Genomic DNA, 23,929 nt, shown 5'->3' with positions numbered 1-23,929 from the left:
TATAAACAGTGCTTAGCTAATTAATGGTTGATTTATAATGATATAACAATGTAAATTGCTTTTTAGTGAGTCAAATCTAAGTCGACGAATCCAATAAACTATCCATTTAATCGAGGTCAATATGAAAAACATTATCGCTCCTGCGATGTTAGGTATTACATTGTTAACTGCAAGTTTCGCATCAGTGGCAGTGACGCCTGCTAAATCGGAAAAGCATGCAGGTGATGCAATAGAATATCGTCAAGCTATATTGCAATTAGTGAAAAGTAACGTTGGGATTATGGGCGCTATGGCGAAGGGAGCCGTTCCTTTGAGCGCTGAGACATTAGAAAAAAATGCAACGCGAATTGAGCAGTTATCCTTGATGATGGACGATTACTTTTCAGTCGACACCAGCAAATTCAGTGTTGAAACTGAAGCTTTACCGGCAATTTGGAAAGACTATTCTGATTTCCAGACAAAAATCACAGCATTAACTGAAGCGGCGAGTAACCTAAAAATGGCGGCTGCTAGTGGTGATGAAGGACAACTTAAGGCGAACATTGGAGCAATCTTCAAATCGTGTAAAGGTTGTCATGATTCTTACAAGGCGGAATAACACCTTGTAAGAAGTCGTTTGTAATTAAAAATAGTAGTCTACTTCTGGTACAGGAGCTGCAATAGCAATTAACCAATACAGGAAGGCTGCAATTATAATTGCAATAATAACCGCTAAAATTAATCTAGATGAACCGATACCGTTTTGAGCCGTATCGGTTTTTTTATCAGTAATCATTTTTTTTCCACTAAACATTGCCCCGATTAATGGAATTTTTCGGCCAAACTGGTACCAAAATATAGCTAAGATATGAACCCCCGCTATAGCCAAAATAACATTAAATATTTGATGGTGTAAACTGTCTAACCAGCTCTGGATTTCGCTGCTTACTGCCGACATATAAGGACCAGAAGCAAGTACATCATCACTCGCAAACAGCCCGGTTATTGCCTGTGAACCAACAACCAAAATGACGGCAGGAACAATGAGCCCACCTAGGGGGTTATGACCAGTGAAGTGCGGATTCTTTGCGCGCAAAAATGACATGAGATATTGCCAGATAGCCTTTGGAGGGTATAAAAAGTTACTGAATCTCGCGTATTTTGGGCCAACTATCCCCCAAATCAATCTGAAGATAATTAAACCTAACGTGAAGTAACCAATATAAAAATGATAATCCATATATCCACTACCTAATTCTGCCGTTATCCATTGGCAAACCAATGCGAGCACTAGTAACCAGTGAAAAAGCCTAAGGGGTAAATCCCAGATTAATTTCTTTTGCATTTTCATTTTTCTCCAAAGAGGTCAGAATATCCTCGAATAAATATTTATTTTAATTAGTCTTAATCACGCTTTTTAGATTACATCCATGAACGCTTTAGTTTAGACACAATGTACAATGCGTTGCCTAAAATTCTTTTTCCATCAACATGGTTTATAAAAGGGATCTTTAATACACCCGATGCCATAATAATATTGATTGTGGCTAAATTGCGTCTTCTCATCATTCGGCTTTGTATGAACTGAGTTTGCTGTACCTTATATTTAGGGAAACTGTAAAAATCCACACCGAATAACCCCTTTCTAATATAGATATAATCATCATCATCGGCGTAACCCCAGCGTTTCCATCGACAGTATATCAAAAGTACAATTAGGCCACATATCACCTGAGTGAGTAAAATACCGATTATTCCCGACTTTGAAAAAGTGATTGCGCTTATGAGCAGGTTAAATGGGATCAACCACAAAAATTGACGTAAAATGAATCTTTTACTGATTTCCTTAAAGGTGATTTTATGCAGTTTATTGCCAGGGAAAGCATCCTCAACAATGACGTCTGACTCTTTTTTTGTCACTGAAGGAACTAGTATTCTGTTGGAGTTGGCCTGCAATTCGCTGTTATTTTGCGCTGTACTGCTATTTTGTTTTAGTTCTAAATTTATCCTACCAAGTAGCACATCTAGCCAGTCTTGCTTTAATGCAATCACTTGCAAGCGTGAACGCTTCATGGAGACTTCTTGTTTAGTGAATAAACCACTGCGACGAATATATCTGTCTGTCGTTTTTGCCAATGAATAGTTGTAAAACAACACAATCGATCCTAAAACAGACAAAACTGTAATTGAAAGTGTTGCAAGAAGTATTAACGAAAAAAATGCCAGTCCTAGTTGCCAAATCCCCAATGACTGTGGATCAAAATATTGCTGATAATCAAAGCCTAACTGTTGTGAAAATGAAGCTAAGTAGTTAGCAATATCGTCATAAAAAGGGGCAAGAGCACCAATAATTATCCAAACTCTATTGTTGGTAATACCGTGTAATATTAAATCGCTCACTGAACGTTGATTCAGAACTTGCTCTTTATCATCTTTCGTGGGTGGGTGTTCCGAGGCAATCTGCGCGTTATCTACTAGTTCCGCAGAGTGTGTATTCGGTGTTTGCTCTTTATGAAGAATTGACGTTTTTAAAGTTTCAGCATACTCCACTGGTAAAGCGACTATTTTTGCCTCTTGTTTTGCCGAACCAGCAGTATCGAGTTGTAAACAACAAGTATGAGTAAGTCGATAATAAAGAGGAATGTCGATAGTTACGTTTTGGATCCTAGCAAATGGTAAATCAACATGTGTTTTTGAGAATACACCGGATCGGATCTCTACTGTTTCATTCACTAGTCGAAATGAGTAAAAAGCGTATTGAAGCCAAGAAGAAACAATAATTAAAGCTAAAACACTGATTACAATAGGCAGCCATATTTTAGGGTTTTGTTGCACTGTGGAGTAGCTTACAGCGATGGCTGGAAGCAAATAAATGGCATTATTAGCGGCTAATTTAATACCGCTTGCAATAAAATATAAAACCGCAATGGGAGAAAGTTTTTGCCAACTTTCATTGTTAGATGTGGAGTCTATTTCCTTATTATCCATCAGTGCGAACACTCTTATGCTCTAGTATGAATCGTCTAATTTTTTGCGCTTCATTCAAACTTAAACCTGGTATTTCAAAGGTATACATAGAACCGCCAGCACTAAACACTTGCAATGAAGCTAATTTAAATGCTCTTTCAATTGGACCTCGTTTTAATTCAACGTGTTGTATTCGCAAAATTGGTTGACTGTATATTTTTCGAAATATTACTCCACTGGCAAAATGCAAATCAGTTTCTGTTAAGCAATATTGTTTGCATGGAATGGCAATATATAAATAAATGCTAATTAGAATTGAGATCAACAATACGATCCCTAGCCCTAGAGGATAAATAGCTGTTATTTCGGGGTGAATAGCAACAAACGGTTGCCATCGGGTTAAGGTCATAATTAACATAAAGAATAGTGAAAAAGCCCAAATGGTAGCAATAGCCGTGGGTCGATAATGTCTATGCAGAGGCTCAAACTTAATTTCCAATGGATCGGGTAGGTCAGATGTTTCTAATAGTTGATAAGTCACAATAGTCGGGCAACATTAAATAAGTTTACTCTAATGTAGCGGAATCAGATTTTGAATCAATATATATAAGGTTACAAAATCCTATTGCTATAAAACGCCGCCATATAAATGTGTAATCAAATATATCTTATCGCTTTTTTTCAGCTGCAAATTTTCGGTTTATATTGCACAATAATCATTGATATTGACTATGAGAGATGAGTGGAAAATGACAGGAATTGGTATTTTAGGAGCCAATGGTCGAATGGGGCGCGTATTAATAGAGGCAGCCCATTTGGACAGCGACATTAATTTAGTTGCAGCTGCAGTTAGAGAAGGTTCTCAATGGATTGGGATGGATGCCGGTGAATTAGCAGGTATCTCTAAACAGAATCTTAAAATTACAGCCAGTTTAGAACCCAATACAACACAAATTGATGCGGTAATCGATTTTACGTTACCAGATGTGATAGAACAAAACTTAGCTTGGTGTGTGGCAAATAAAAAAGCAATAGTAATTGGTACGACCGGACTTAACGACAAACAAAAAGAAAGCTTAGAGCGCGCAGCAACGAGCATTCCAATCGTTTTTGCTGCCAATTACAGTGTTGGCGTTAACCTTATGCTGAACTTGGTTCGTCAAGCCGCAAAAACAATGGGTGATACCGCCGATATTGAAATCCTTGAAGCTCATCACCGTTTTAAAAAAGACGCACCTTCTGGCACTGCTATGGCTATCGGTGAAGCGATAGCAGATGAAGTTGGCCGCGATTTAGACCAATGCGCTGTTTATGGCAGAGAAGGTGACACAGGGGAACGTAAGCATGAAACTATTGGTTTTGCTACCGTAAGAGCTGGGGATGTGGTTGGTGAGCATACTGCGCTATTTGCTGACATTGGAGAGAGATTGGAGATCACACATAAAGCTTCTAGCAGATTAACCTTTGCTAAAGGTGCAGTGACTGCTGCTAAGTGGCTGGTTGGCAAACCTGCAGGCCTGTATTCAATGCAAGATGTGTTGGAGCTCAATTAAACCCAACATTTTATCCTTAAGGTTATCGTGAAACTTAATAATAGCCATTCAGCGCTTAATTTAACCTTTTAATGATTTACTTATGAATTTTGAGTCAAATGCTCATTTTAGTAATTTTTCTACAATCTATTGGATCAAATAAAACCATTAGTGTATGATCTCGGGAATTTGCCAAATTTTCGGATTAGAGGTGCTAAATCTCCCGAAAATACTAGCGGTGATGAAGTAAACGGGATGTAAATTAATAATTACGACCCGTTTTTTATAGGGTTTTGGAGCTTAGCTTGCGAAAAAACCTTGGGTTGTCCTTAATTAGGAGGTTGACTTGGCTATTTCTGCTCTTTTGGTGTTAGAAGACGGTTCTGTTTTCAAAGGCACATCTATTGGAGCTTCTGGTGTTTCTGTCGGTGAAGTGGTGTTTAATACATCCATGACAGGTTATCAGGAGATATTAACTGACCCTTCATATGCTGAACAAATTATTACCTTAACTTATCCCCACATAGGTAATACTGGCACGAATGAAGAAGATGTGGAATCTACAAAAATTTGGGCTAAAGGCCTAATTATTCGAGACCTTCCTTTATTAGCTAGTAACTTCCGTAATCAATCTTCTCTTTCTGACTATTTGAAAGATAACAACATTCTTGGCATCGCTGATATTGATACTCGTCGATTGACTCGTATTCTTCGCGATAAAGGTGCCTTGAAGGGGTGTATCGTTACTGTTGATGAATTTAATCAAGATGATGTTTCGGAAGCATTGAATGCTGCTAAAGCTTTTCCGGGGTTGAAAGGGATGGATCTCGCTAAAGTGGTTACTACAACGACTACCTATCCATGGCAAGATGGCGTTTGGTCGCTAGAAAATGGATATGCGGAAAATGTAGAAGATTGTAAGTTTCACGTAGTTGCTTATGATTTTGGTGCCAAACATAATATTTTACGTATGTTAGTAGATAGAAGTTGCCGTTTAACGGTAGTGCCTGCTACAACACCTGCTGAAGAAGTATTGGCCATGGAACCGGATGGCATCTTTTTGTCCAATGGACCAGGTGATCCTGAGCCTTGCGATTACGCCATTGCTGCCATCAAAACCTTTCTGGAAACAGAGATTCCGATTTTCGGGATTTGTCTGGGCCATCAACTATTAGCGTTAGCTAGCGGCGCAAAAACCGAAAAAATGAAGTTCGGTCACCACGGAGCTAATCATCCCGTTAAAGATTTGAAGGGTGATGTGGTTATGATTACTAGCCAAAATCATGGTTTTGCCGTGGATGAATCTTCTTTGCCTGATAATTTAGAAGTAACTCACGTATCTTTGTTTGATAAGTCTTTGCAGGGCATACGCAGAAATGACAAACCGGCATTTAGTTTTCAAGGACACCCTGAAGCAAGTCCAGGTCCCCATGATGCAGCTCCCTTGTTTGACCATTTTATTGAGCTGATAGAAAAATCGAAATCAGCAACAACTTCAACTTCAGCTTGATACCGAGAGAAAGAATACTATGCCAAAACGTACTGATTTAAAAAGCATTCTGATTCTGGGGGCGGGTCCAATCGTTATTGGACAAGCTTGCGAATTTGATTACTCAGGAGCTCAAGCCTGTAAAGCTCTGCGTGAAGAAGGGTATCGGGTTATTTTGGTTAACTCCAATCCAGCCACTATCATGACCGACCCAGAAATGGCAGATGCAACTTATATAGAGCCTATCCACTGGGAAGTGGTAAAACGCATTATTGAAAAAGAACGTCCTGATGCTATTTTACCCACCATGGGGGGGCAAACCGCATTGAACTGCGCCCTTGATTTAAATAAACATGGCGTATTGGACGAATTTTCAGTAGAAATGATCGGTGCAACTGCTGATGCAATTGATAAAGCGGAAGATCGCGAGCGTTTCGACAAAGCAATGAAATCAATTGGCTTAGCATGCCCTAGAGCTGAAATTGCGCATACCATTGAACAAGCACATGATGTACTAAGTCGCATTGGCTTTCCTTGTATCATCAGACCTTCATTCACTATGGGTGGTTCTGGTGGCGGTATCGCTTATAACGTTGATGAATTTGATGAAATTTGTCGTCGTGGCTTAGACCTTTCACCAACCAGTGAACTATTGATTGATGAATCGCTAATTGGTTGGAAAGAATATGAAATGGAAGTGGTACGGGATAAAAGCGATAATTGCATTATTGTTTGTACCATCGAAAACTTCGACCCCATGGGCGTTCATACCGGTGACTCTATTACGGTTGCCCCAGCGCAAACTCTTACTGATAAAGAATTTCAAATCATGCGTAATGCTGCGATGGCCGTATTACGTGAGATTGGTGTTGAAACCGGCGGTTCAAACGTACAATTTGGTGTTGATCCTAATACCGGACGTATGGTCATCATTGAAATGAACCCTCGAGTGTCTCGTTCTTCTGCTTTGGCCTCTAAAGCTACCGGTTTTCCGATAGCTAAAGTTGCGGCTAAATTGGCCATTGGTTATACCTTGGATGAACTTGCTAATGACATTACAGGAGGCTTAACGCCTGCATCCTTCGAGCCTGCTATTGATTACGTTGTTACCAAAATACCACGTTTTAACTTTGAAAAATTCGCGGGTGCAAACGATCGCTTAACCACACAGATGAAATCTGTGGGGGAAGTCATGGCAATCGGTCGTAATCTACAAGAATCGTTGCAAAAAGCGTTACGTGGTTTAGAGGTTGGTGTTAACGGTCTCAATCCTATTATCGATATTGACGATCCGGAAAGCGAAGAAACCATTATACGCGAACTCAGGGAACCAGGCGCAGAACGCATTTGGTTTATTGCGGATGCAATGAGAATGGGTATGTCAGTGGATCAAGTATTTGCTTTGACCAATATCGACCGCTGGTATTTAGTTCAGATTGAAGAATTAATCAATCTAGAAAAACAGGTTTCAGAAATTGGCTTAACGGGTATCGATTTAGATATGATGCGTATTCTTAAGCGCAAAGGATTTGCAGATTCCCGCTTGGCTGAATTAACCAATGTGGCTGAAAGTGACGTGCGCGAAGTTAGGCACTCAATGGAAGTTATGCCTGTCTATAAGCGTGTTGATACCTGTGCCGCTGAGTTTTCTACTAGCACCGCATACATGTATTCCACTTATGATGAAGAGTGCGAATCGAATCCATCTGATAAAGATAAAATTATGGTTCTAGGTGGCGGTCCGAATCGTATTGGCCAGGGTATAGAATTTGATTACTGCTGTGTTCATGCCGCTTTAGCTATGCGTGAAGACGGTTATGAAACCATTATGGTCAACTGTAACCCGGAAACGGTTTCAACCGATTACGACACCTCTGATCGACTTTATTTTGAATCCGTTACCCTAGAAGACGTACTTGAAATTGTGCGCATTGAAAAGCCTGTTGGGGTCATAGTGCAGTATGGTGGGCAAACCCCATTAAAACTTGCTCGTGATTTAGAAGCGGCTGGGGTGCCAATAATTGGAACCCCTCCTGATGCGATTGATAGAGCCGAAGATCGTGAACGTTTCCAGCACATGGTTAACAAATTGAATCTAAAACAACCAGCAAATTGCACCGTCAGCAATATGGAACAAGCGTTGGTTGAAGCGGAAAAAATTGGTTTTCCATTAGTTGTGCGTCCTTCCTATGTACTAGGTGGTCGAGCGATGGAAATTGTGTATGACTTGAAAGATTTAAAACGTTACTTGAATGAAGCAGTAAAAGTATCTAATGATTCACCTGTATTACTAGATCGATTCCTTGATGACGCTATTGAGGTTGATATAGACGCCATGTGTGATGGTGAAAACGTGGTAATCGGGGGCATTATGGAGCACATTGAACAAGCTGGTGTTCACTCTGGTGATTCTGCATGTTCTCTACCTCCTTACTCATTGAGTCAAGAAATCCAAGATGTCATGCGTAAGCAAGTGAAAGATATGGCACTAGAGCTTGGTGTTGTGGGTTTGATGAATACACAATTTGCTGTGAAAAATGGTGAAGTATATTTAATTGAAGTGAATCCACGAGCTGCTCGCACGGTTCCATTTGTGTCTAAAGCAACAGGAATGGCACTTGCAAAAATTGGTGCTAGGGCAATGGTAGGTCAATCACTGCCTTCTCAGGGTGTAACGGAAGAAATTATTCCGCCGTTTTATTCGGTGAAAGAAGTCGTGTTGCCATTTGCTAAGTTCCAAGGTGTGGATCCCTTGTTAGGTCCTGAAATGCGCTCTACGGGCGAAGTAATGGGCGTGGGTGATACCTTTGAAGAGGCTTATGCTAAAGCAAATTTAGGGGCAAGTGCACCAATTCCACAAAAAGGAAAAGCGCTCATTTCTGTTCGTCACAACGATAAAAATCGTGTTGTCGAACTTGCACGTAAAATGATTGAAAAGGGCTTTAGTTTAGAGGCAACTTCAGGTACAGCTAAACAGTTAAATGATGTTGGCATAACCTGTAGTGTCGTAAATAAACTAACGGAAGGTCGACCTAATATTGTTGACGCCATTAAAAATGGTGAATATTGCTATATAGTCAACACTACCGAAGGTCGTAAGGCGATCAATGATTCTGTCTATATTCGTCGTGAAGCTTTGCTTAATAAAATCACCTATACCACAACGCTAAATGCTGCATTTGCAACCGTGAATGCACAAGCTGCGGATGATCGTGCAAATGTTAACTCGGTGCAATCTTTACACCAGAGAGTTAACGAACGCTAAACTTGTGGTAAACTAAGTATACTTTCTAGAAAAAAGTGCGCATTCACTGCGCACTTTTTAATTAACCTCAATACAAACAAAAGCACATATAAGTGAGCGTTGATCAATGAATCAATATCCAATGACCGCAAAAGGCGCAGAAATGTTGCGCGACGAGCTTAATGAACTTAAATCTGTTAAGCGTCCACAAATCATTCAATCCATAGCTGAAGCTAGGGAGCATGGTGATTTAAAAGAGAACGCCGAATATCACGCGGCCCGTGAACAACAAAGTTTTTGTGAAGGCCGGATTCAGGATATCGAAGGCAAGTTATCTAATGCACAAATTATTGATGTAACTAAGATACCAAATAACGGAAAAGTTATTTTTGGTGCTACTGTTACCATTATTAATGTTGAATCCGATGAAGAAACAACCTACAGAATCGTTGGCGATGACGAGGCAGACATTAAAAATAACTTAATATCAGTGAATTCTCCTATTGCACGTGGATTGATTGGTAAAGAAGAAGATGACATTGTGACCATTCAGACGCCCGCCGGCACAGTGGAATACGAAGTATCACAAGTTGAATATATTTAATTTCAAGGTCACGACTGTTCGAATTAAAGAATAATTCAGATTGAATATAGTCTGTTTTGGCTGGTTAGGTTTTTAGGATGCCAGCCAAAATATTCACCTCATAAGCTAATATTCCGCTTTATCCCCGCTATGTCTTATTTTTGGCAGCTTCTCGCCAAACCCAAGCTAATACAATTAAGCTTAAAATCCACAAAGGTAAGTCTCCCCATCGTCGATAAGGGGTAGAGCCTGAAGTACTGGCTATCTCAGCGGATAATACGCCTGCTTGGAATTGCGGTAAACGACTAATTATTTCTCCGTCATAACCGATGAACGCGGTAATACCATTATTGGTTGCCCTTAGAACAGGTAATCCAAACTCTTTTGCTCGCACTTGGGCAATTTCTAAATGCTGATCCGGGCCATGGGAGCGGCCAAACCACGCATCGTTGCTCACTGTAATAATAAAATCCGTTTCCGGCGTTAAATTTGCTGCTATTTGTCTAGGAAATGCAATTTCGAAACAGATTGCGGGCGCTAAATTAATACCATTTGCGATTAAGTTAGGCTGTAAGTAGTCTCCTCTTGTAAAGGACGACATGGGTAAATCAAAAATGGGGGCTAGCTCTCTTAGCCAGCTTTCAAATGGTATGAATTCTCCAAAAGGCAATAAATGATGTTTATCGTAGCGGTTTGCGTGCAAATAATGATATTGACCAGAGGTATCTGAAGGGCTTTTTTTACCTAACGTAATCAGATTATTAAATGCTTGTCGTGAATCATAATTATAATTGACAATACCGGTAATTAAACTTGAGTCATTATTGGCAGCTTGCGTGTCTAAGTCATGTAAAAATGACTCAGCTGTTGACTCTAGTCGTGGAATCGCTGCTTCAGGCCATATAATAAGTTCTTTGTGCCAATGTTCTTCAGTTAATTTGAGATATTTTGTCATAGTTGGGACTTCTTCTTCTGGCGCCCAACGCATTTCTTGCTTAATGTTGCCCTGTACCATTGCTATGGAGAAACTGTTTGTTTTTGCACTCACCCATTCAACTGCATTTAAAGCCCAACCACTGATTAAAACGACACCAGTTAACGCTACAGAAGGAATAACCGTTTTTTGTTTGATACTAAGTGCTATAGAACTACAGATGGCGATTAATAAAACACTTACGCCTGTTTCACCTAAAACTGGCATCCATCCGGATAAGGGGCCTGATAGTTGACTGTAACCTATTGATAGCCAGGGAAACCCAGTGAATAACCAGCTCCGGACAAATTCGCATAAAAACCAAATAAAAGGTGCTAGTAAAGGCCAAAAGCGCGGCTGACAATAACGTTTCAGAACAAAACAAAACAAGCCAGGATATAACGCTAAAAAACTACAGAGCAAAATCATTAGCCCGACGGAGCCAACCAAGGGGAGGCCTCCAAAGTCAGCAATGCTAACGTGAACCCAGGAGATTCCAGCTCCGAACCAACCTAAACCAAATGCAAATCCAGTTTTAAATCCTGATTTACTTAACAGTAATCGATAAAACAATCCTGTTAGTAAAATCGGCGTTAAAAACCAAAGTGAAAAAGGTGCATAACTAAACGTCAGTAAAGCACCGAATAAAAGAACAGCAATATAGTGCAGCATGGCTTTTTTAAACTTAGTCTTCTTTGTTTGGTAAGGTCACTTTTAGTTGTAACAAGCGGCGTTTATCGGAATTCGTAATTTTAAAAACCAAACCATCTATCTCGATCTCATCTTCAGTCATTGGCATATGACCAAAGGCTTTCAATACGATCCCACCAATAGTATCAGCTTGTTCTACATCGTAATGGGTTTCGAAAAATTGATTGAAATCTTCAATGGGGGTGAGGGCTTTCACAGAGTAGGTGTAAGTATTTAGTGGACGAATATCATCAGACTCATTTTCATCGATATCATGTTCATCTTCTATTTCACCTACAATCAACTCTAGAATGTCTTCTATTGTAACTAGACCAGATACACCACCGTATTCATCAACGACAATAGCCATGTGGTAGCGCTCTTGACGAAACTCTTTAAGTAACACATCCACCCGTTTGCTCTCGGGCACAATTACCGCAGGTCTTAACACGTCTTTTAGATGGAATTCTTTTCCTGGAATAAACGCATAAGCCAATAAATCTTTGGCTAACAAAATCCCTTCAATGTGATCTTTGTCTTCGTTGATGACAGGGAAACGTGAGTGGGCAGATTCGAGCATGACAGGAAGAAACTCTTCTACTGATTCGTCAACGTTGATGGTCATCATTTGTGCCCGTGGGATCATAATATCCCTAACACGCATCTCGTTCACTCCCATCACACCTTCAATCATCTCTCTGGTTTGAGGGTCAATTACTTCTCGCTGCTCAGCATCGGAAATAATATCAACTAATGCTTCTTTACTTTTCGGTTCTGCGTTAAAAGTTTGTACTATTTTATCTAGCCAGCTTTTATTCGTAGAACCGCTAGTAGAGTGGGGGTTGTCTTCGCTCATAATGTCTTTTTTAGGTTCCTTGGATCACTATATTTAATGATCTTGATAGGGGTCGTCAATGCCTAATTTTGCTAAAATTTGCACTTCTAGACTTTCCATAATTTTTGCATCGTCATCATGTTCATGGTCAAACCCAAGTAAATGAAGGCTTCCATGGACAATCATATGTGCCCAATGATCTAATAATTGCTTATTCTGTTGTTTAGCTTCTTTATCAACGATATCTGCACAAACCACTAAATCCCCCAAAAAATTAAGTTCTATTTCAGCTGGGGACTCAAAAGGAAAGGATAAAATATTCGTTGGTTTATCCTTTTCTCGATAAGTTGCATTTAATTGTTGGCTTTCCTCAGGGGAAACAATTCTGATAGTTAATTCCGTTTCTTCAATTTTTTGTTCGGCTAATGCGAATTGAAGCCACTGTTCAAATTGTTCTGTTGTAGGTAAATTAGTATTTTCACAGGCAATTTGAATGTCTAAGTCAATTTTCACTTAATTGGTTTCTCATTGTCGCCTTTGCCATTGAGTTCTGCTTGTTTAAGCTGCTTAGCTTTTTCTTGCGCAGATTCAAACTCTTCATATGCTCGCACAATTCGAGCTACTACTGGGTGCCTTACCACATCATTAGCAGTGAAAAAGTTGAAGGAAATATCTTGAACATCCTTTAATACGTCGATGGTATGACGCAATCCAGAACGAACCCCCCTGGGGAGATCTATTTGTGTGATGTCACCCGTTATCACTGCACGTGAATTAAAACCAATTCGAGTTAAAAACATTTTCATTTGTTCTACAGTGGTATTTTGGCTTTCATCTAAGATGATGAAAGCGTCGTTCAATGTCCGTCCACGCATATAGGCCAAAGGCGCTACTTCAATAACGTTACGTTCAATTAATTTTTCGACTTTTTCAAAGCCTAACATTTCAAACAGTGCGTCATAGAGTGGGCGTAGGTAAGGATCAACTTTTTGAGATAGATCTCCTGGTAAAAAACCGAGTTTCTCACCTGCTTCAACTGCGGGACGAGTTAACAATATTCGGCGTATTTCTTGGCGCTCCAACGCATCCACAGCACAAGCAACAGCTAAATAGGTTTTACCTGTACCAGCAGGGCCCACACCAAAACTGATATCATGGTTCAAGATATTGGAAACGTATTGGCTTTGATTAGGGTTTCTGGGTTTAATAACACCTCTACGGGTTTTTATATGCACTTCTTTACCGTAGTGTCCCGCTTCTGCTTTTTCTAAACATTTCGCTTCTTGAATGGCTAGATGAACTTGGTCAGACTCCAAAATTGGAATTTTACCCTTTATAGGTTGAGTTTCGATATAAAGTAATTTAAGTAGTTGTGCTGCGCCGTTACTTTGTGACGGATCACCTAGTACTTTAAATTCATTATTGCGGTAAGTAATTTCTACCCCTAAACGGCGCTCTATCTGTTTTATGTTGTCGTCTAAAGGCCCGCATAAGCTCGATAAACGTTTGTTATCTGCGGGTTCTAAAAATACTTCGTTGCTGACAATAGTACTCAAAATTAAAATTTACCTTTTTAATTAAAATTAATGTGATACGGGAGAAAATTTTTGTACACCTAACGGGTTATCATTTGTACTTTGTTTTGACAAAATAGTTTTAGGTGCAATGCTGACTCTTAAGCCCATATCTTTTTCACGTCTGACAACGTCTCCTCGCAAAGAGTTCGCAAATACATCGGTAATTTTGACGTCGATAAATTCGCCAATCATATCGGGTGTGCCTTCAAAGTTAACCACTCGATTATTCTCAGTTCGACCGGATAATTCCATTGGATTTTTCTTAGAAGGACCTTCAACTAAAATACGTTGTTCTGTATTAAGCATATTTCTGGCTATTCGCAAGGCTTGTTGATTAATTCTACTTTGTAAAATTTGTAATCGTTGTTTCTTAGTTTCTTCACTGACATCATCGGGCAAATCTGCCGCAGGCGTGCCGGGGCGTGCACTGTAAATAAAACTGAAACTCATATCAAAATCAATTGCTTGAATTAAATCCATCGTTGCCTGAAAATCTTCGTCGGTTTCGCCTGGGAAACCAATAATAAAGTCTGATGACATACACAGGTTAGGTCGAATCTTTTTAAGTCTACGAATTTTAGATTTAAATTCAATTGCCGTGTGGCCGCGTTTCATCAAATTTAGAATGCGGTCAGCACCACTTTGCACCGGTAAGTGCAGGTGATCAACCAATTCTGGAATAGAAGCGTAAGCTTCAATTAGATCTTCAGTGAATTCAACAGGATGGGAAGTGGTGTAGCGGATCCTATCAATACCGTCGATGGAAGCAATTAATTCAAGCAATTCTGCAAAAGTACAAATGCTTTCATCGAAATGAGGCCCTCTAAACGCATTCACGTTTTGACCTAATAGGTTAACTTCACGTACGCCTTGTTCTGCAAGTTGCGCTACTTCAAGCAAGACATCATCCACTGGGCGACTGACTTCTTCGCCTCTAGTGTATGGCACTACACAAAAGCTACAATATTTAGAACAACCTTCCATTATGGATACAAAGGCGCTTGGCCCATCTGCTTTAGGTTCCGGTAACCGATCGAACTTTTCGATTTCGGGAAAACTGACATCGATTACTGACTTACTGCCACCTTGTATCTGATTGATCATTTCGGGTAATCGATGCAAGGTTTGTGGGCCAAATATTAAATCGACGAAAGGAGCCCTTTGTCTAATGGTGGTTCCTTCTTGGGAGGCAACACAACCACCAACACCAATTATTAGTTCAGGTTTATCTTTTTTCAGGTTTTTCCAACGGCCTAATTGGTGGAATACTTTTTCTTGGGCTTTTTCGCGAATAGAGCAAGTATTTAACAAAATAACATCCGCGTTTTCTGCTTCGTCAGCAAGCTCATAACCATGAGTAGAATCAAGTAGATCGGCCATTTTTTCCGAATCATACTCGTTCATTTGACAGCCCCACGTTTTAATGTATAACTTTTTGCTCATATTGCGTTTTCAAACCCTACTATTTATATGCCACTGCGGCCTGCCTATGCAAGACCAACTTCTTGTATACTAGCTTAAGCGAACCGCCTATTTTAACGCTATTTGCTCATAGGATCTAGCTCTCATCTGTTATTTAACTGACGTACCATGTTTATACTTAAATTTTTTAATATTTCCCTGAATAAATAGATATTAATTCAGTATGATATAGTAAATAAAGTTAATTCAGCGTGATGTGAAGATATGTTTGATGTCGGTATAGTGGGGGGGGGAATGGTAGGTGCTGCAACGGCTGTTGGGCTAGCAAAGCAGGGGCTCAAAGTTGTTGTTTTTGAAGTCAAATTACCCTGCGAATACTCACCAGAACAACCACCGGATATGCGGGTATCTGCAATTAATCTCAAAGCGCAATCCCTATTACATTCTTTAGGCGTTTGGCAAGATGTAGAATCTAAACGAATTTGCCCATTTAAAAGAATGTTGGTTTGGGAGGAGGATAAAGGCGCAACGCAGTTTGATAGCAGTGAAATAAACCAAGGACAATTGGGGTTTATTGTTGAGAATCGATTGATTCAGTTGGCATTACTAAATCGGATCCGTACTTTGCCAAACATTACATTGGTTAGTGGCGTAACGATTAAAGGTATTGAGAGTGGTAGGCCAAATATTATTCGCACTGGGAACAATCTATCCTATGAGTGTAAAATGCTTGTTGGTGCAGATGGAGGAAACTCTCAGGTCCGCAGTGCGTTAAATATTGGCCAGCAAGGTTGGCAATACAAACAACATGCATTGGCTATCAATATAAAATTGGCGGACGCTATACAGCAAGATATTACTTGGCAACAATTTAAGCCTTCAGGCCCTGTGGCATTTTTACCATTGTATGATGGTTTTGCATCCTTAGTTTGGTATGACTCGGCAGATAGAGTGGCAGAATTAAAACGTTTAAATTCGAGTAGTTTAAAAGCACAAATATTAGGGCATTTCCCCGACAAATTGCGGGACTTCGAAATACTTCAAACTGCAAGTTTTCCTCTAACCCGCATGCATGCAAACCAGTATTACAAAGGTAACAGTGTGTTAATTGGCGATGCCGCTCACACCATAAACCCATTGGCAGGACAGGGGGTGAATTTAGGTTTTCGTGATGTGTCAGTGTTTTTAGAGTGCCTCAGTGGATGGGATAATAGCGAAAACTCAGTCCAACCCTTGCTAAAACAATATGAAAGTAAGCGAAAATCGTCTAATTTACTTATGATGTCTACCATGGATGCAATATACGCGGCATTTAGCAATGACAATTTGCCTTTAAAACTATTTAGAAACTTTGGATTAAATTTGGCCGACAAAGCTGGGCCAATTAAAAAGCAGGTGATGAAGGTGGCACTGGGATTGACCTAAACCAGCGCCAATCCAGCGGAGAAGAGAGGTTATTTGCCCCAGATTCCTTTTTCAGTTTCACCTTGGATCTCACAGTCACCGTTTAGATATTCTGGCTTTTGACCTTTTTTACGCTTTTCAAAATAATCCTGACTAATCGAAACGATAGTGGGTGTCATTAACACTATGGCAATAATATTAATAAAAGTCATCAGCCCCAACGCCATATCGGCCATTGCCCAAACTTTGGGCAGTGATGCCATGGATCCCCAAAATATCATCAATAAATAACCGGCAGTATAAACCCAGCGCCCTACTTTGTTATCTAGTTTAAACATATGCAGATTACTTTCACCGTAAGCATAATTTGCTACAACAGAAGTAAATGCAAATAAACTAATAGCAGCGGCAACAAAGTCCCCACCAAATTCACCTAGGTGACTACCCATAGCATCTTGCGTTAAGCGAATGCCCTCCATTTGCTCACTGCATGATCCCCCAGCTAACAATATGACAACAGCAGTGCAGGTACACAAAATCATTGTATCGATAAACACTCCAAGCATTTGTACGTAACCTTGGGAAACTGGGTGGTTAGGATTGGGTGACGCTCCAGCTGCTGCATGAGGTACACTTCCTGAACCAGCTTCGTTTGAATAAAGACCGCGTTGAATACCATTCTTTATCGCTGCACCTAAAGCCCCAGCAGCCGCTTCGTGTAAACCAAATGCGGAAGATACAATATCTGAAATCATTGCCGGAACAAGATCAAAATTAGCAATAGTGATACCAAGGGTTACTAGAACGTATGAAATAGCCATAAATGGCACTATCCACTCTGCGAATCTTGCTATTGCACGCAGTCCACCGACTACTATCATTCCAGCCATCAGGATAATAACCAGACCAGAATAATGGGTGGGGATTTCATAGGCGTGATTTAAAGCATCGGTAATTGTATTTGCTTGTACCGCACTAAAAATAAATCCATATCCTAGAAACAGAAATAATGAAAACAACACAGCTAACCAGCGTTTATTTAAGCCTTGTTGTATGTAATAGGCGGGACCACCGCGAAATTCACCGTTAATATCTCTTACTTTATATAGTTGGCCTAATACGCTTTCTGCAAAGCCGGTAGCCATGCCTAGTAAGGCAATCATCCACATCCAGAAAATCGAGCCTGAGCCACCGAGTGAAATGGCAACTGCTACACCAGCCAAATTTCCGGTTCCAACTCGAGCAGAAAGACTTGTGCACAATGCCTGAAATGAACTTATACCGGATGAATCGCTTTGGGTGCTGTTTTTCATGATGCTAAACATGTGCCCAAAATGTCGGAATTGTAAAAATCCTAATCGCACAGTGAACCATATTCCAGCACATACCAACATTAGGGCAAGTATTGGAACATAAAAACTAGATTGCTCTCCCTCAGTTTCCCATAGAACACTCAACCCTCGGTTCCATAATAAATCGTTTATGAAACTAACTATGTCGTTAATCACGCTAATCCTTAGTTGCTTATAATTATTATAGGTTCAGTTTGAAGTGATCTGGTTCCCATGTAAAGAGAAGGAATGCTAACAATTTGCAAGCAATAAAAAAGCCCAAGACAAAATCTTGGGCTTAAATATGGCTGGGGTAGCTGGATTTGAACCAACGAATGGCGGGATCAAAACCCGCTGCCTTACCGCTTGGCTATACCCCAAATGGTAGCAAGTGCAAATGCACTTACTACGCAAAAGATGGCTGGGGTAGCTGGATTTGAACCAACGAATGGCGGGATCAAAACCCGCTGCCTTACCGCTTGGCTATACCCCAACAAAGATGGTGCGGAAGGAGAGACTTGAACTCTCACGCCGTGAAGCACTGGAACCTAAATCCAGCGTGTCTACCAATTCCACCACTTCCGCACATGCTTGTCCTAAAACAAGACTTGGTGGCTACGGCGGGACTCGAACCTGCGACCCCATCATTATGAGTGATGTGCTCTAACCAGCTGAGCTACGTAGCCATCTATCTTTGGGTACTCCTCTTTGGAGTGGCGCGTATTATGCTGATTAGGCATAAGGTCGTCAACACTTTTTTTATCGTAATTGTTTGTTTGCTCGATATCTAGCCAGACCGTCATAAAAAATATACAAAATGACATAAATTTATACAGAATCGATGGTTATCTTAGCAAAATTTGCGTCATGTTAACTTTCATACATGATGGTTTAATTTCATTGTTCAACTGTATTAATTTATAAAAAGGGTTAGGGCGTGGATATTTTTATTATAAAAGATAGCTCGCAGTGGGATAAAAACGCTATATATAGTGAGTGAGATACCTAATGGGGCTATTTTCATGAATAGGATAGGGCACCAACAACGTCAATACGTGCTAAGTGATTGGGTTATTATTAAAATCAATAATTATGTTTTCTTTGATGAGCTCACCCTGTGTTTTTATACAAGGTCAACGCCATAATTGACTTCTACTGCATTAACACTGGCTTTTAAGACGTCTGCCTTAATTTTTATATCAGCCAGTTCTTACTCTAACGCCGTGATTTGTTATTCTGGCGTCATTTCTATCTAAGGTTTAGCAAATCAACTGGTTGCTTAGTTGAAAAGTCTTAGGTTTTCCTCTAGACCAATTGTATGGTCATGCTTAACAGACAACCTAATGCCGTTATACGGCCCTGAATTCCGTGGTGCTATTGTGCTTGTTTGTAGATTAATTCCCTTTTCTACCTGCTCTACAACTGCCAATTTAAAAGCGGGGGAATAATCACGTTGATTATGTTTAGTTGTTGATTGCACTACACTCTCCAAATTAAGTTTGAAAAGTATCAACATTATTGAAGACGGGTTATATCAGAGGATACATCGATTATTACAATAACGAACGGATTAAGCTGAAATTAAAAGGCCTGAGTTCGATATAATATCGAAATCAGGCCTTGGTTACCGCTTAGAAATGAGTCCAACTTAATGGGGTCACTTCAAAAGCGGGCTTTTTACAGTTAAAACGTCAATCTATCCTAACTAATTATTGAGCTTCTACATCAAGAACTGTTAGCGCATTTTCGTCACCGTTTTCATCTTTATATATGACACCACCAACGTAGTTTTCACCCGCTTGTAGTCCATACATACCAACGTAAACTCGGCTAGAACGGCCGGCTACAGCTCTTGAAGACGCTCTGACCGTCATATTACTTGTACCAGATTCATCTACAGTCCAGACGTGAATTGGCACATCTGTAGGGCCTTCACCAGCCATGTCCCAACCATGAACGAATACTATGTATGTATCTAAACCTGGCAAATTGGCCAGAGGAACTGGATCAATAAGTGTCACAGATTCATTGGAGTCAAAATTCAGACTTGAACCAACTTGCGTACAACTAAACTGAGGGCATGCCCAAACGTACAAATCTAAATCCATAGCTGGATTAGGTAAATCATCAGGTTTGATTGCAATTTTCGCAATTCTTGTGCCTTCAGGAACATTTAGCCAATAGAAACCTAAACCAGGTTCATTGAACGCGAACGTCTGATCTTCATCCTGTGATACAGAAGCTATTTGTGTAGTTGACTCGTCAAGACCTATACCTTGAACATAAAGTCTCCCGTTATATCCCACGTCTGCTGACAATGTCACACGTGCAGCAGAACTAGTGGTAGTAAGGTTGACAGTTTCAGGTGCTGTAACTCTAACCGGTTCAGTTGGTACTATCGCGATTGGACTGCGCACACTATGTGTTCCATCACTCCAAGTTACTGAACCAAATGTCCACTCATCAAATATAGCACTATCATTTTTACTAAATGTTAATTGATAGATGCCGAGACCACTATCGTCAAAGCTCATTGTGTCAGAGTCGGTTATCGAACCTGTATCCCAGTCAAGGACACTAACAGTTACATCAATACCTTCAGGAGCTTCAACAGTAGCAACATAGCTATCAGAATCGCTTACATTTGTTACATAACGAGTGATGGTTTGCGTTTCTGCAAGTTGATCAATAGCGATTGAAGCGATATTCAAATCACTAGCGTCGGTTGGGTAGCCAGCACTTTCAAATGCGGCACAGCTAAATCCAGAAGTTGATTCAGTGAACGATGATTCGCCCTGCCCACATAAATAAGCCCAGTAGTCAAACTCATTTGCGTCATAAACTAAACCGGGATCAACAGCCAGATTAGGTTCTACATGTCCAGCACCATAATCGAATGGGTCAGCAGCAGTGACACCATCTTCTTTAGTGACATTTTGTCGTGCTGTGGTCATCAACGCAGATTTAACCGCTGCAGGACTCCAGGTTGGATGAGTTTCTCTTACCAATGCCGCTAAACCCGCAATGTGGGGAGATGACATCGAGGTACCGCTAAGATACGCATAGCTCTCGCCCATAACACCACTATCGATTTGTGAACCAGAAGTCCCAGCTAGAATACTTTGTCCTGGAGCCGTGATGTCGGGTTTAATAATATCAGCGGTTGCTAAACTTTCACCGCGAGATGAAAACCCTGCAATTTGGTTACCTATTTCTGTGGCTGTACCGCCTGAAATTGGATCATATGTGAAATTAACGCTTACCGTCACTTCATCAACCAAACCGGCTAATTCTAAGCCTTTTTCATTTGTAATCATTACGCCAGGGATAGTAATTCCAGTCGCATCACCACCCATAGGTGTTGGAGTGCGGTCATCGGAGTATACTACGACAGCTGTAGCACCAGCGTTTTGCGCATTTAGTACTTTTATACTGAAATTACACACGCCACGCGCTATTAAAGCAATGTTTCCAGCGATTTCTTCGGGATTAGTCAGACCATCATCACAAGCTAACGCGGGAGATGCCGCGACCAACTCTCCTGAAAGGCCGGATTCTGGTATTGTAGTTGTAATTGAACCATGCACAGAATATATACTTTCATTCACATCTTCGTAGCTAACTTCGACCGCATTACCTATTAATGCTGTATCACCGTCATAAGTAGAAGCGGCTACTGTAGTAACCCATGGAACATTGTGGGCAACTGTTTGGGCCCCTGGACCTGAGTTACCAGCAGAAAGTGAACTAAATACACCACCTCTAGCTGCATTGAAAAAAGCAACATGAACGGGATCTACTTGGGCTGTAGTACTTCCACTGATGGAAAAGTTAATAACATCAACACCATCGGCCACAGCTGCATCAATAGCGGCAACTGAATCGGATGTAGGACAACCGCTATTACCTTCGGCACTGCCATTCCAACACACTTTGTATGCTGCAACACGGGCACGAGGCGCCATACCGGTTACTGTGCCAACTTCAATACCCAAAATTGAAGCGTTAACACTCTCGTTCCCACCTGCTGTTGTTATAGTATGTGTACCATGCCCGTCTGCGTCTCTAGGGGAATCAAATTCACCAGGTAGAATTGATTCCGGCGAAAAGCCTGAATTGAAGTAGCGGGCTCCGATCAATTTATTGTTACAATCGAAAAGGGGATCTGTCCCTACATCACATACATCCTCCTTAGCTGGCCATTCTGGTCTAGTGTCCTGAATTGGCGCATACCCTGCATCATCTAAACTAGGGTTTTCTGGCCATACACCAGAATCAACCACACCGATAATAATATCTTCCCCTTTGTTTCCTAAATTATGAAGTCCATCAGGTGAAGTTAAACCTAAAAATGCAGGAGTATTCGAGGTATCCATCTTTCTGATTTCGTCAGGCCAAATATTTATTACATCTGGATTAGATTTAAGCTTAGTAATCTGCGTTTCTGTCAGGTTAGCAGCGAAACCGTTTAACGCGTGCTCATAGGAATAAATCGCTTCACTTACTCCAACACTATTCATGACTTGCTTTTGCTTATCTACTAATTGTTTTCGGTAAACAATTGAGGCTGGGGAATTTGCATCATACTTTGCAGCTTTTAAAGCACCATTTTCTTTTTGAGGCAAACTTGATGTTGTACTTCTATTGGCTGCTGGTTGGTCTTTTAGTTGTACTATATAACGTGTACTAGATTTTACAGACGGTAAAGTTGAGGCATCTGATTTGAGTAGACTGCGGTCTGGATTAGATAATGCCAAAGCACTATGTACAGACATCGCCAAAAAGCACCCTGTACCGAGCACGGCTAGCTGTTTGCGTAACATAGAAATTTCCTTTTATATTTTTTAATTATGAAACAGTAATTTACTGCTTACGTTTAGGAACGTTTTCCAAACTTCTTTGGTTTGGTAACTTGACCAAGATGGCCAAATCTAATCTCTACACTATCAAAACGTTTTGTTTTTGATGTGTTTGTAAATTAGACTTTTTCGGAAGCAAGAAACATTCCCGCTATATAGCTCGCTGATATATATAATAATTTTTTGCTGCATTAAGAAGTTTAAACATAAGTTGTTAAAAATACTGACATAATTTTGTTTGTTTGATACACAATTTGTTTGTTTTTTATCTATGCTACCTTCTTTTTATTAATGCTATTTATGTAGGAATTATTAGTAATTTTGTAATTCGTGTGTAATGAGTAGGCTCTTGCTTATTTGAGGTTTTATTAAGCTAGGGAATCTAGAAACAACAGTTCTTCTGCTAACAGTGACTAAAATGGTCTGTCATTTCGGCAATCTCTCTAAGTGGTCTCTCTATTTCGTTAGCGATTATAAAAGTAAGCGTTTAAATCTTCATATTTGGCGTAAAAACCAGCAATCAAACGGATTTTTCAAATTATTTTAAAATAGCGCTTGATCTTCCGATTATGGTCTGTAGAATGCGCGCCTCGCTTCGGGACAAACTTTAAAGAATGTCTCTTCTTAATCACCTTTATAGGGAAGTTAAGAGCACACCGTAAGGCAAGTGTGGAGCGGGATGGAGACAATTTAGCGATTTGAAATAAATTCAAAAAAACTAAATAAAAATGTTGACATCAAATAACGGAAGTGTAGAATACGCCTCCCGCTTGAGAGAGACCTAACGGGCTCGCTAAGCGAAGTAAAAAAGTTTCCTAGGCGACGTCAAGTAATGACAGTCACCTTGCGCAAACATTATCGCAGTAATCGGACGTCACTTCGTTCCGCATTACGCTTTGATAAGTTTGCACTAAACGCTCTTTAACAATTTGCAACAAGACAATCTGTGTGGGCACTCATTATAAGAGTGCTTACCAAAAAAAGTTCATATTTCGAAAGAAGTTTAATTGAAGAGTTTGATCATGGCTCAGATTGAACGCTGGC

The 23,929-nt window shown here is 40.3% G+C and carries 16 protein-coding genes, 4 tRNA genes and 1 pseudogene; 7 read left to right on the top strand and 14 right to left on the bottom strand.

The genetic code is table 11. The features are described from left to right. Window positions 1-121 precede the first annotated feature (121 nt). Complete coding sequence (locus tag ACYVIL_RS03695; protein ID WP_460311597.1) at window positions 122-598, top strand: c-type cytochrome; 477 nt, start codon at window positions 122-124, stop codon at window positions 596-598. A 24-nt stretch (window positions 599-622) separates the two neighbouring features. Here ACYVIL_RS03695 and ACYVIL_RS03690 read toward each other — a convergent pair whose 3' ends face one another. From ACYVIL_RS03690 to ACYVIL_RS03680, 3 genes are all read right to left on the bottom strand, one after another. Continuing rightward, a complete protein-coding gene (locus ACYVIL_RS03690; RefSeq protein ID WP_460311596.1) occupies window positions 623-1,324 on the bottom strand; it encodes a cytochrome b/b6 domain-containing protein in 702 nt (233 codons plus the stop codon). Window positions 1,325-1,401: 77 nt separating this feature from the next. Next, window positions 1,402-2,967, bottom strand: coding sequence for a PH domain-containing protein (locus ACYVIL_RS03685; RefSeq protein WP_460311595.1), 1,566 nt, complete (start codon window positions 2,965-2,967; stop codon window positions 1,402-1,404). After that, window positions 2,960-3,487, bottom strand: a complete 528-nt coding sequence (locus ACYVIL_RS03680) for a PH domain-containing protein (RefSeq protein ID WP_460311594.1) — start codon at window positions 3,485-3,487, stop codon at window positions 2,960-2,962. The genes ACYVIL_RS03685 and ACYVIL_RS03680 overlap by 8 nt, the downstream gene beginning before the upstream one ends. 208 nt (window positions 3,488-3,695) lie before the next feature. Here ACYVIL_RS03680 and dapB point away from each other — a divergent pair, with 208 nt between their 5' ends. The 4 genes from dapB to greA all read left to right on the top strand — a co-directional run bounded on the left by dapB (window position 3,696) and on the right by greA (window position 9,815). Continuing rightward, on the top strand, window positions 3,696-4,499 hold the full coding sequence (dapB, locus tag ACYVIL_RS03675; RefSeq protein ID WP_460311593.1) for a 4-hydroxy-tetrahydrodipicolinate reductase: 804 nt from the start codon (window positions 3,696-3,698) through the stop codon (window positions 4,497-4,499). Window positions 4,500-4,824: 325 nt separating this feature from the next. Further along, complete coding sequence (carA, locus tag ACYVIL_RS03670) at window positions 4,825-5,988, top strand: glutamine-hydrolyzing carbamoyl-phosphate synthase small subunit (RefSeq protein WP_460311592.1); 1,164 nt, start codon at window positions 4,825-4,827, stop codon at window positions 5,986-5,988. Window positions 5,989-6,007: 19 nt separating this feature from the next. Next, window positions 6,008-9,232, top strand: a complete 3,225-nt coding sequence (gene carB / locus ACYVIL_RS03665) for a carbamoyl-phosphate synthase large subunit (RefSeq protein WP_303474782.1) — start codon at window positions 6,008-6,010, stop codon at window positions 9,230-9,232. Between the two features lie 106 nt (window positions 9,233-9,338). Continuing rightward, on the top strand, window positions 9,339-9,815 hold the full coding sequence (greA, locus tag ACYVIL_RS03660; RefSeq protein WP_460311591.1) for a transcription elongation factor GreA: 477 nt from the start codon (window positions 9,339-9,341) through the stop codon (window positions 9,813-9,815). A gap of 127 nt (window positions 9,816-9,942) precedes the next feature. On the opposite strand, the gene lnt is transcribed toward greA, so the two are convergent. From lnt to miaB, 5 genes are read right to left on the bottom strand one after another with little or no spacing between them, the layout of a single operon-like run. After that, window positions 9,943-11,439, bottom strand: coding sequence for an apolipoprotein N-acyltransferase (gene lnt, locus ACYVIL_RS03655; protein ID WP_460311590.1), 1,497 nt, complete (start codon window positions 11,437-11,439; stop codon window positions 9,943-9,945). Window positions 11,440-11,452: 13 nt separating this feature from the next. Then, entirely contained in the window at window positions 11,453-12,313 is an 861-nt protein-coding gene (gene corC / locus ACYVIL_RS03650) for a CNNM family magnesium/cobalt transport protein CorC (RefSeq protein WP_303474779.1), read from the bottom strand. Between the two features lie 33 nt (window positions 12,314-12,346). Then, a complete protein-coding gene (gene ybeY, locus ACYVIL_RS03645; protein ID WP_303474778.1) occupies window positions 12,347-12,805 on the bottom strand; it encodes an rRNA maturation RNase YbeY in 459 nt (152 codons plus the stop codon). After that, window positions 12,802-13,848, bottom strand: coding sequence for a PhoH family protein (locus ACYVIL_RS03640; protein WP_460311589.1), 1,047 nt, complete (start codon window positions 13,846-13,848; stop codon window positions 12,802-12,804). Before ACYVIL_RS03640 ends, ybeY begins: the two co-directional genes overlap by 4 nt. Before the next feature lie 27 nt (window positions 13,849-13,875). Continuing rightward, a complete protein-coding gene (gene miaB, locus ACYVIL_RS03635) occupies window positions 13,876-15,312 on the bottom strand; it encodes a tRNA (N6-isopentenyl adenosine(37)-C2)-methylthiotransferase MiaB (RefSeq protein WP_303474776.1) in 1,437 nt (478 codons plus the stop codon). 243 nt (window positions 15,313-15,555) lie between these two features. On the opposite strand from miaB, the gene ACYVIL_RS03630 reads away from it, so the two are divergent. Then, on the top strand, window positions 15,556-16,716 hold the full coding sequence (locus tag ACYVIL_RS03630; protein WP_460311588.1) for an FAD-dependent oxidoreductase: 1,161 nt from the start codon (window positions 15,556-15,558) through the stop codon (window positions 16,714-16,716). 29 nt (window positions 16,717-16,745) lie between these two features. Here ACYVIL_RS03630 and ACYVIL_RS03625 read toward each other — a convergent pair whose 3' ends face one another. From ACYVIL_RS03625 to ACYVIL_RS03605, 5 genes are all read right to left on the bottom strand, one after another. Further along, on the bottom strand, window positions 16,746-18,203 hold the full coding sequence (locus ACYVIL_RS03625) for an alanine/glycine:cation symporter family protein (protein ID WP_460311587.1): 1,458 nt from the start codon (window positions 18,201-18,203) through the stop codon (window positions 16,746-16,748). 128 nt (window positions 18,204-18,331) lie between these two features. Then, a tRNA-Gln gene (locus tag ACYVIL_RS03620) sits at window positions 18,332-18,406 on the bottom strand. Between the two features lie 38 nt (window positions 18,407-18,444). After that, window positions 18,445-18,519 (bottom strand) — tRNA-Gln (locus ACYVIL_RS03615). A gap of 7 nt (window positions 18,520-18,526) precedes the next feature. After that, window positions 18,527-18,611 (bottom strand) — tRNA-Leu (locus ACYVIL_RS03610). 24 nt (window positions 18,612-18,635) lie between these two features. Beyond that, window positions 18,636-18,712: transfer RNA gene (locus ACYVIL_RS03605), tRNA-Met, on the bottom strand. Window positions 18,713-19,532: 820 nt separating this feature from the next. Between ACYVIL_RS03605 and ACYVIL_RS03600 the strand changes: the two are divergent. After that, window positions 19,533-19,631 (top strand): annotated as a pseudogene (locus ACYVIL_RS03600) (IS3 family transposase); the annotation flags it as partial. A 104-nt stretch (window positions 19,632-19,735) separates the two neighbouring features. On the opposite strand, the gene ACYVIL_RS03595 reads toward ACYVIL_RS03600, so the two are convergent. Further along, window positions 19,736-22,849 carry a S8 family serine peptidase gene (locus ACYVIL_RS03595; protein WP_460311586.1) on the bottom strand — a complete coding sequence of 1,038 codons (3,114 nt, stop codon included), beginning with the start codon at window positions 22,847-22,849 and terminating at the stop codon, window positions 19,736-19,738. Window positions 22,850-23,929 lie beyond the last annotated feature (1,080 nt).

The sequence above is a fragment of the Aliiglaciecola aliphaticivorans genome, from assembly GCF_054782055.1.
This window is presented reverse-complemented; position numbering and strand designations above follow the sequence as displayed.

Coding starts and splice junctions, on each gene's coding strand:
- corC (WP_303474779.1), bottom strand. CDS start 12,313: ATGAGCGAAGACAACCCCCACTCTACTAGCGGTTCTACGAATAAAAGC.
- ACYVIL_RS03695 (WP_460311597.1), top strand. CDS start 122: ATGAAAAACATTATCGCTCCTGCGATGTTAGGTATTACATTGTTAACT.
- ACYVIL_RS03685 (WP_460311595.1), bottom strand. CDS start 2,967: ATGGATAATAAGGAAATAGACTCCACATCTAACAATGAAAGTTGGCAA.
- ACYVIL_RS03690 (WP_460311596.1), bottom strand. CDS start 1,324: ATGCAAAAGAAATTAATCTGGGATTTACCCCTTAGGCTTTTTCACTGG.
- ACYVIL_RS03595 (WP_460311586.1), bottom strand. CDS start 22,849: ATGTTACGCAAACAGCTAGCCGTGCTCGGTACAGGGTGCTTTTTGGCG.
- ACYVIL_RS03630 (WP_460311588.1), top strand. CDS start 15,556: ATGTTTGATGTCGGTATAGTGGGGGGGGGAATGGTAGGTGCTGCAACG.
- carB (WP_303474782.1), top strand. CDS start 6,008: ATGCCAAAACGTACTGATTTAAAAAGCATTCTGATTCTGGGGGCGGGT.
- greA (WP_460311591.1), top strand. CDS start 9,339: ATGAATCAATATCCAATGACCGCAAAAGGCGCAGAAATGTTGCGCGAC.
- dapB (WP_460311593.1), top strand. CDS start 3,696: ATGACAGGAATTGGTATTTTAGGAGCCAATGGTCGAATGGGGCGCGTA.
- miaB (WP_303474776.1), bottom strand. CDS start 15,312: ATGAGCAAAAAGTTATACATTAAAACGTGGGGCTGTCAAATGAACGAG.
- lnt (WP_460311590.1), bottom strand. CDS start 11,439: ATGCTGCACTATATTGCTGTTCTTTTATTCGGTGCTTTACTGACGTTT.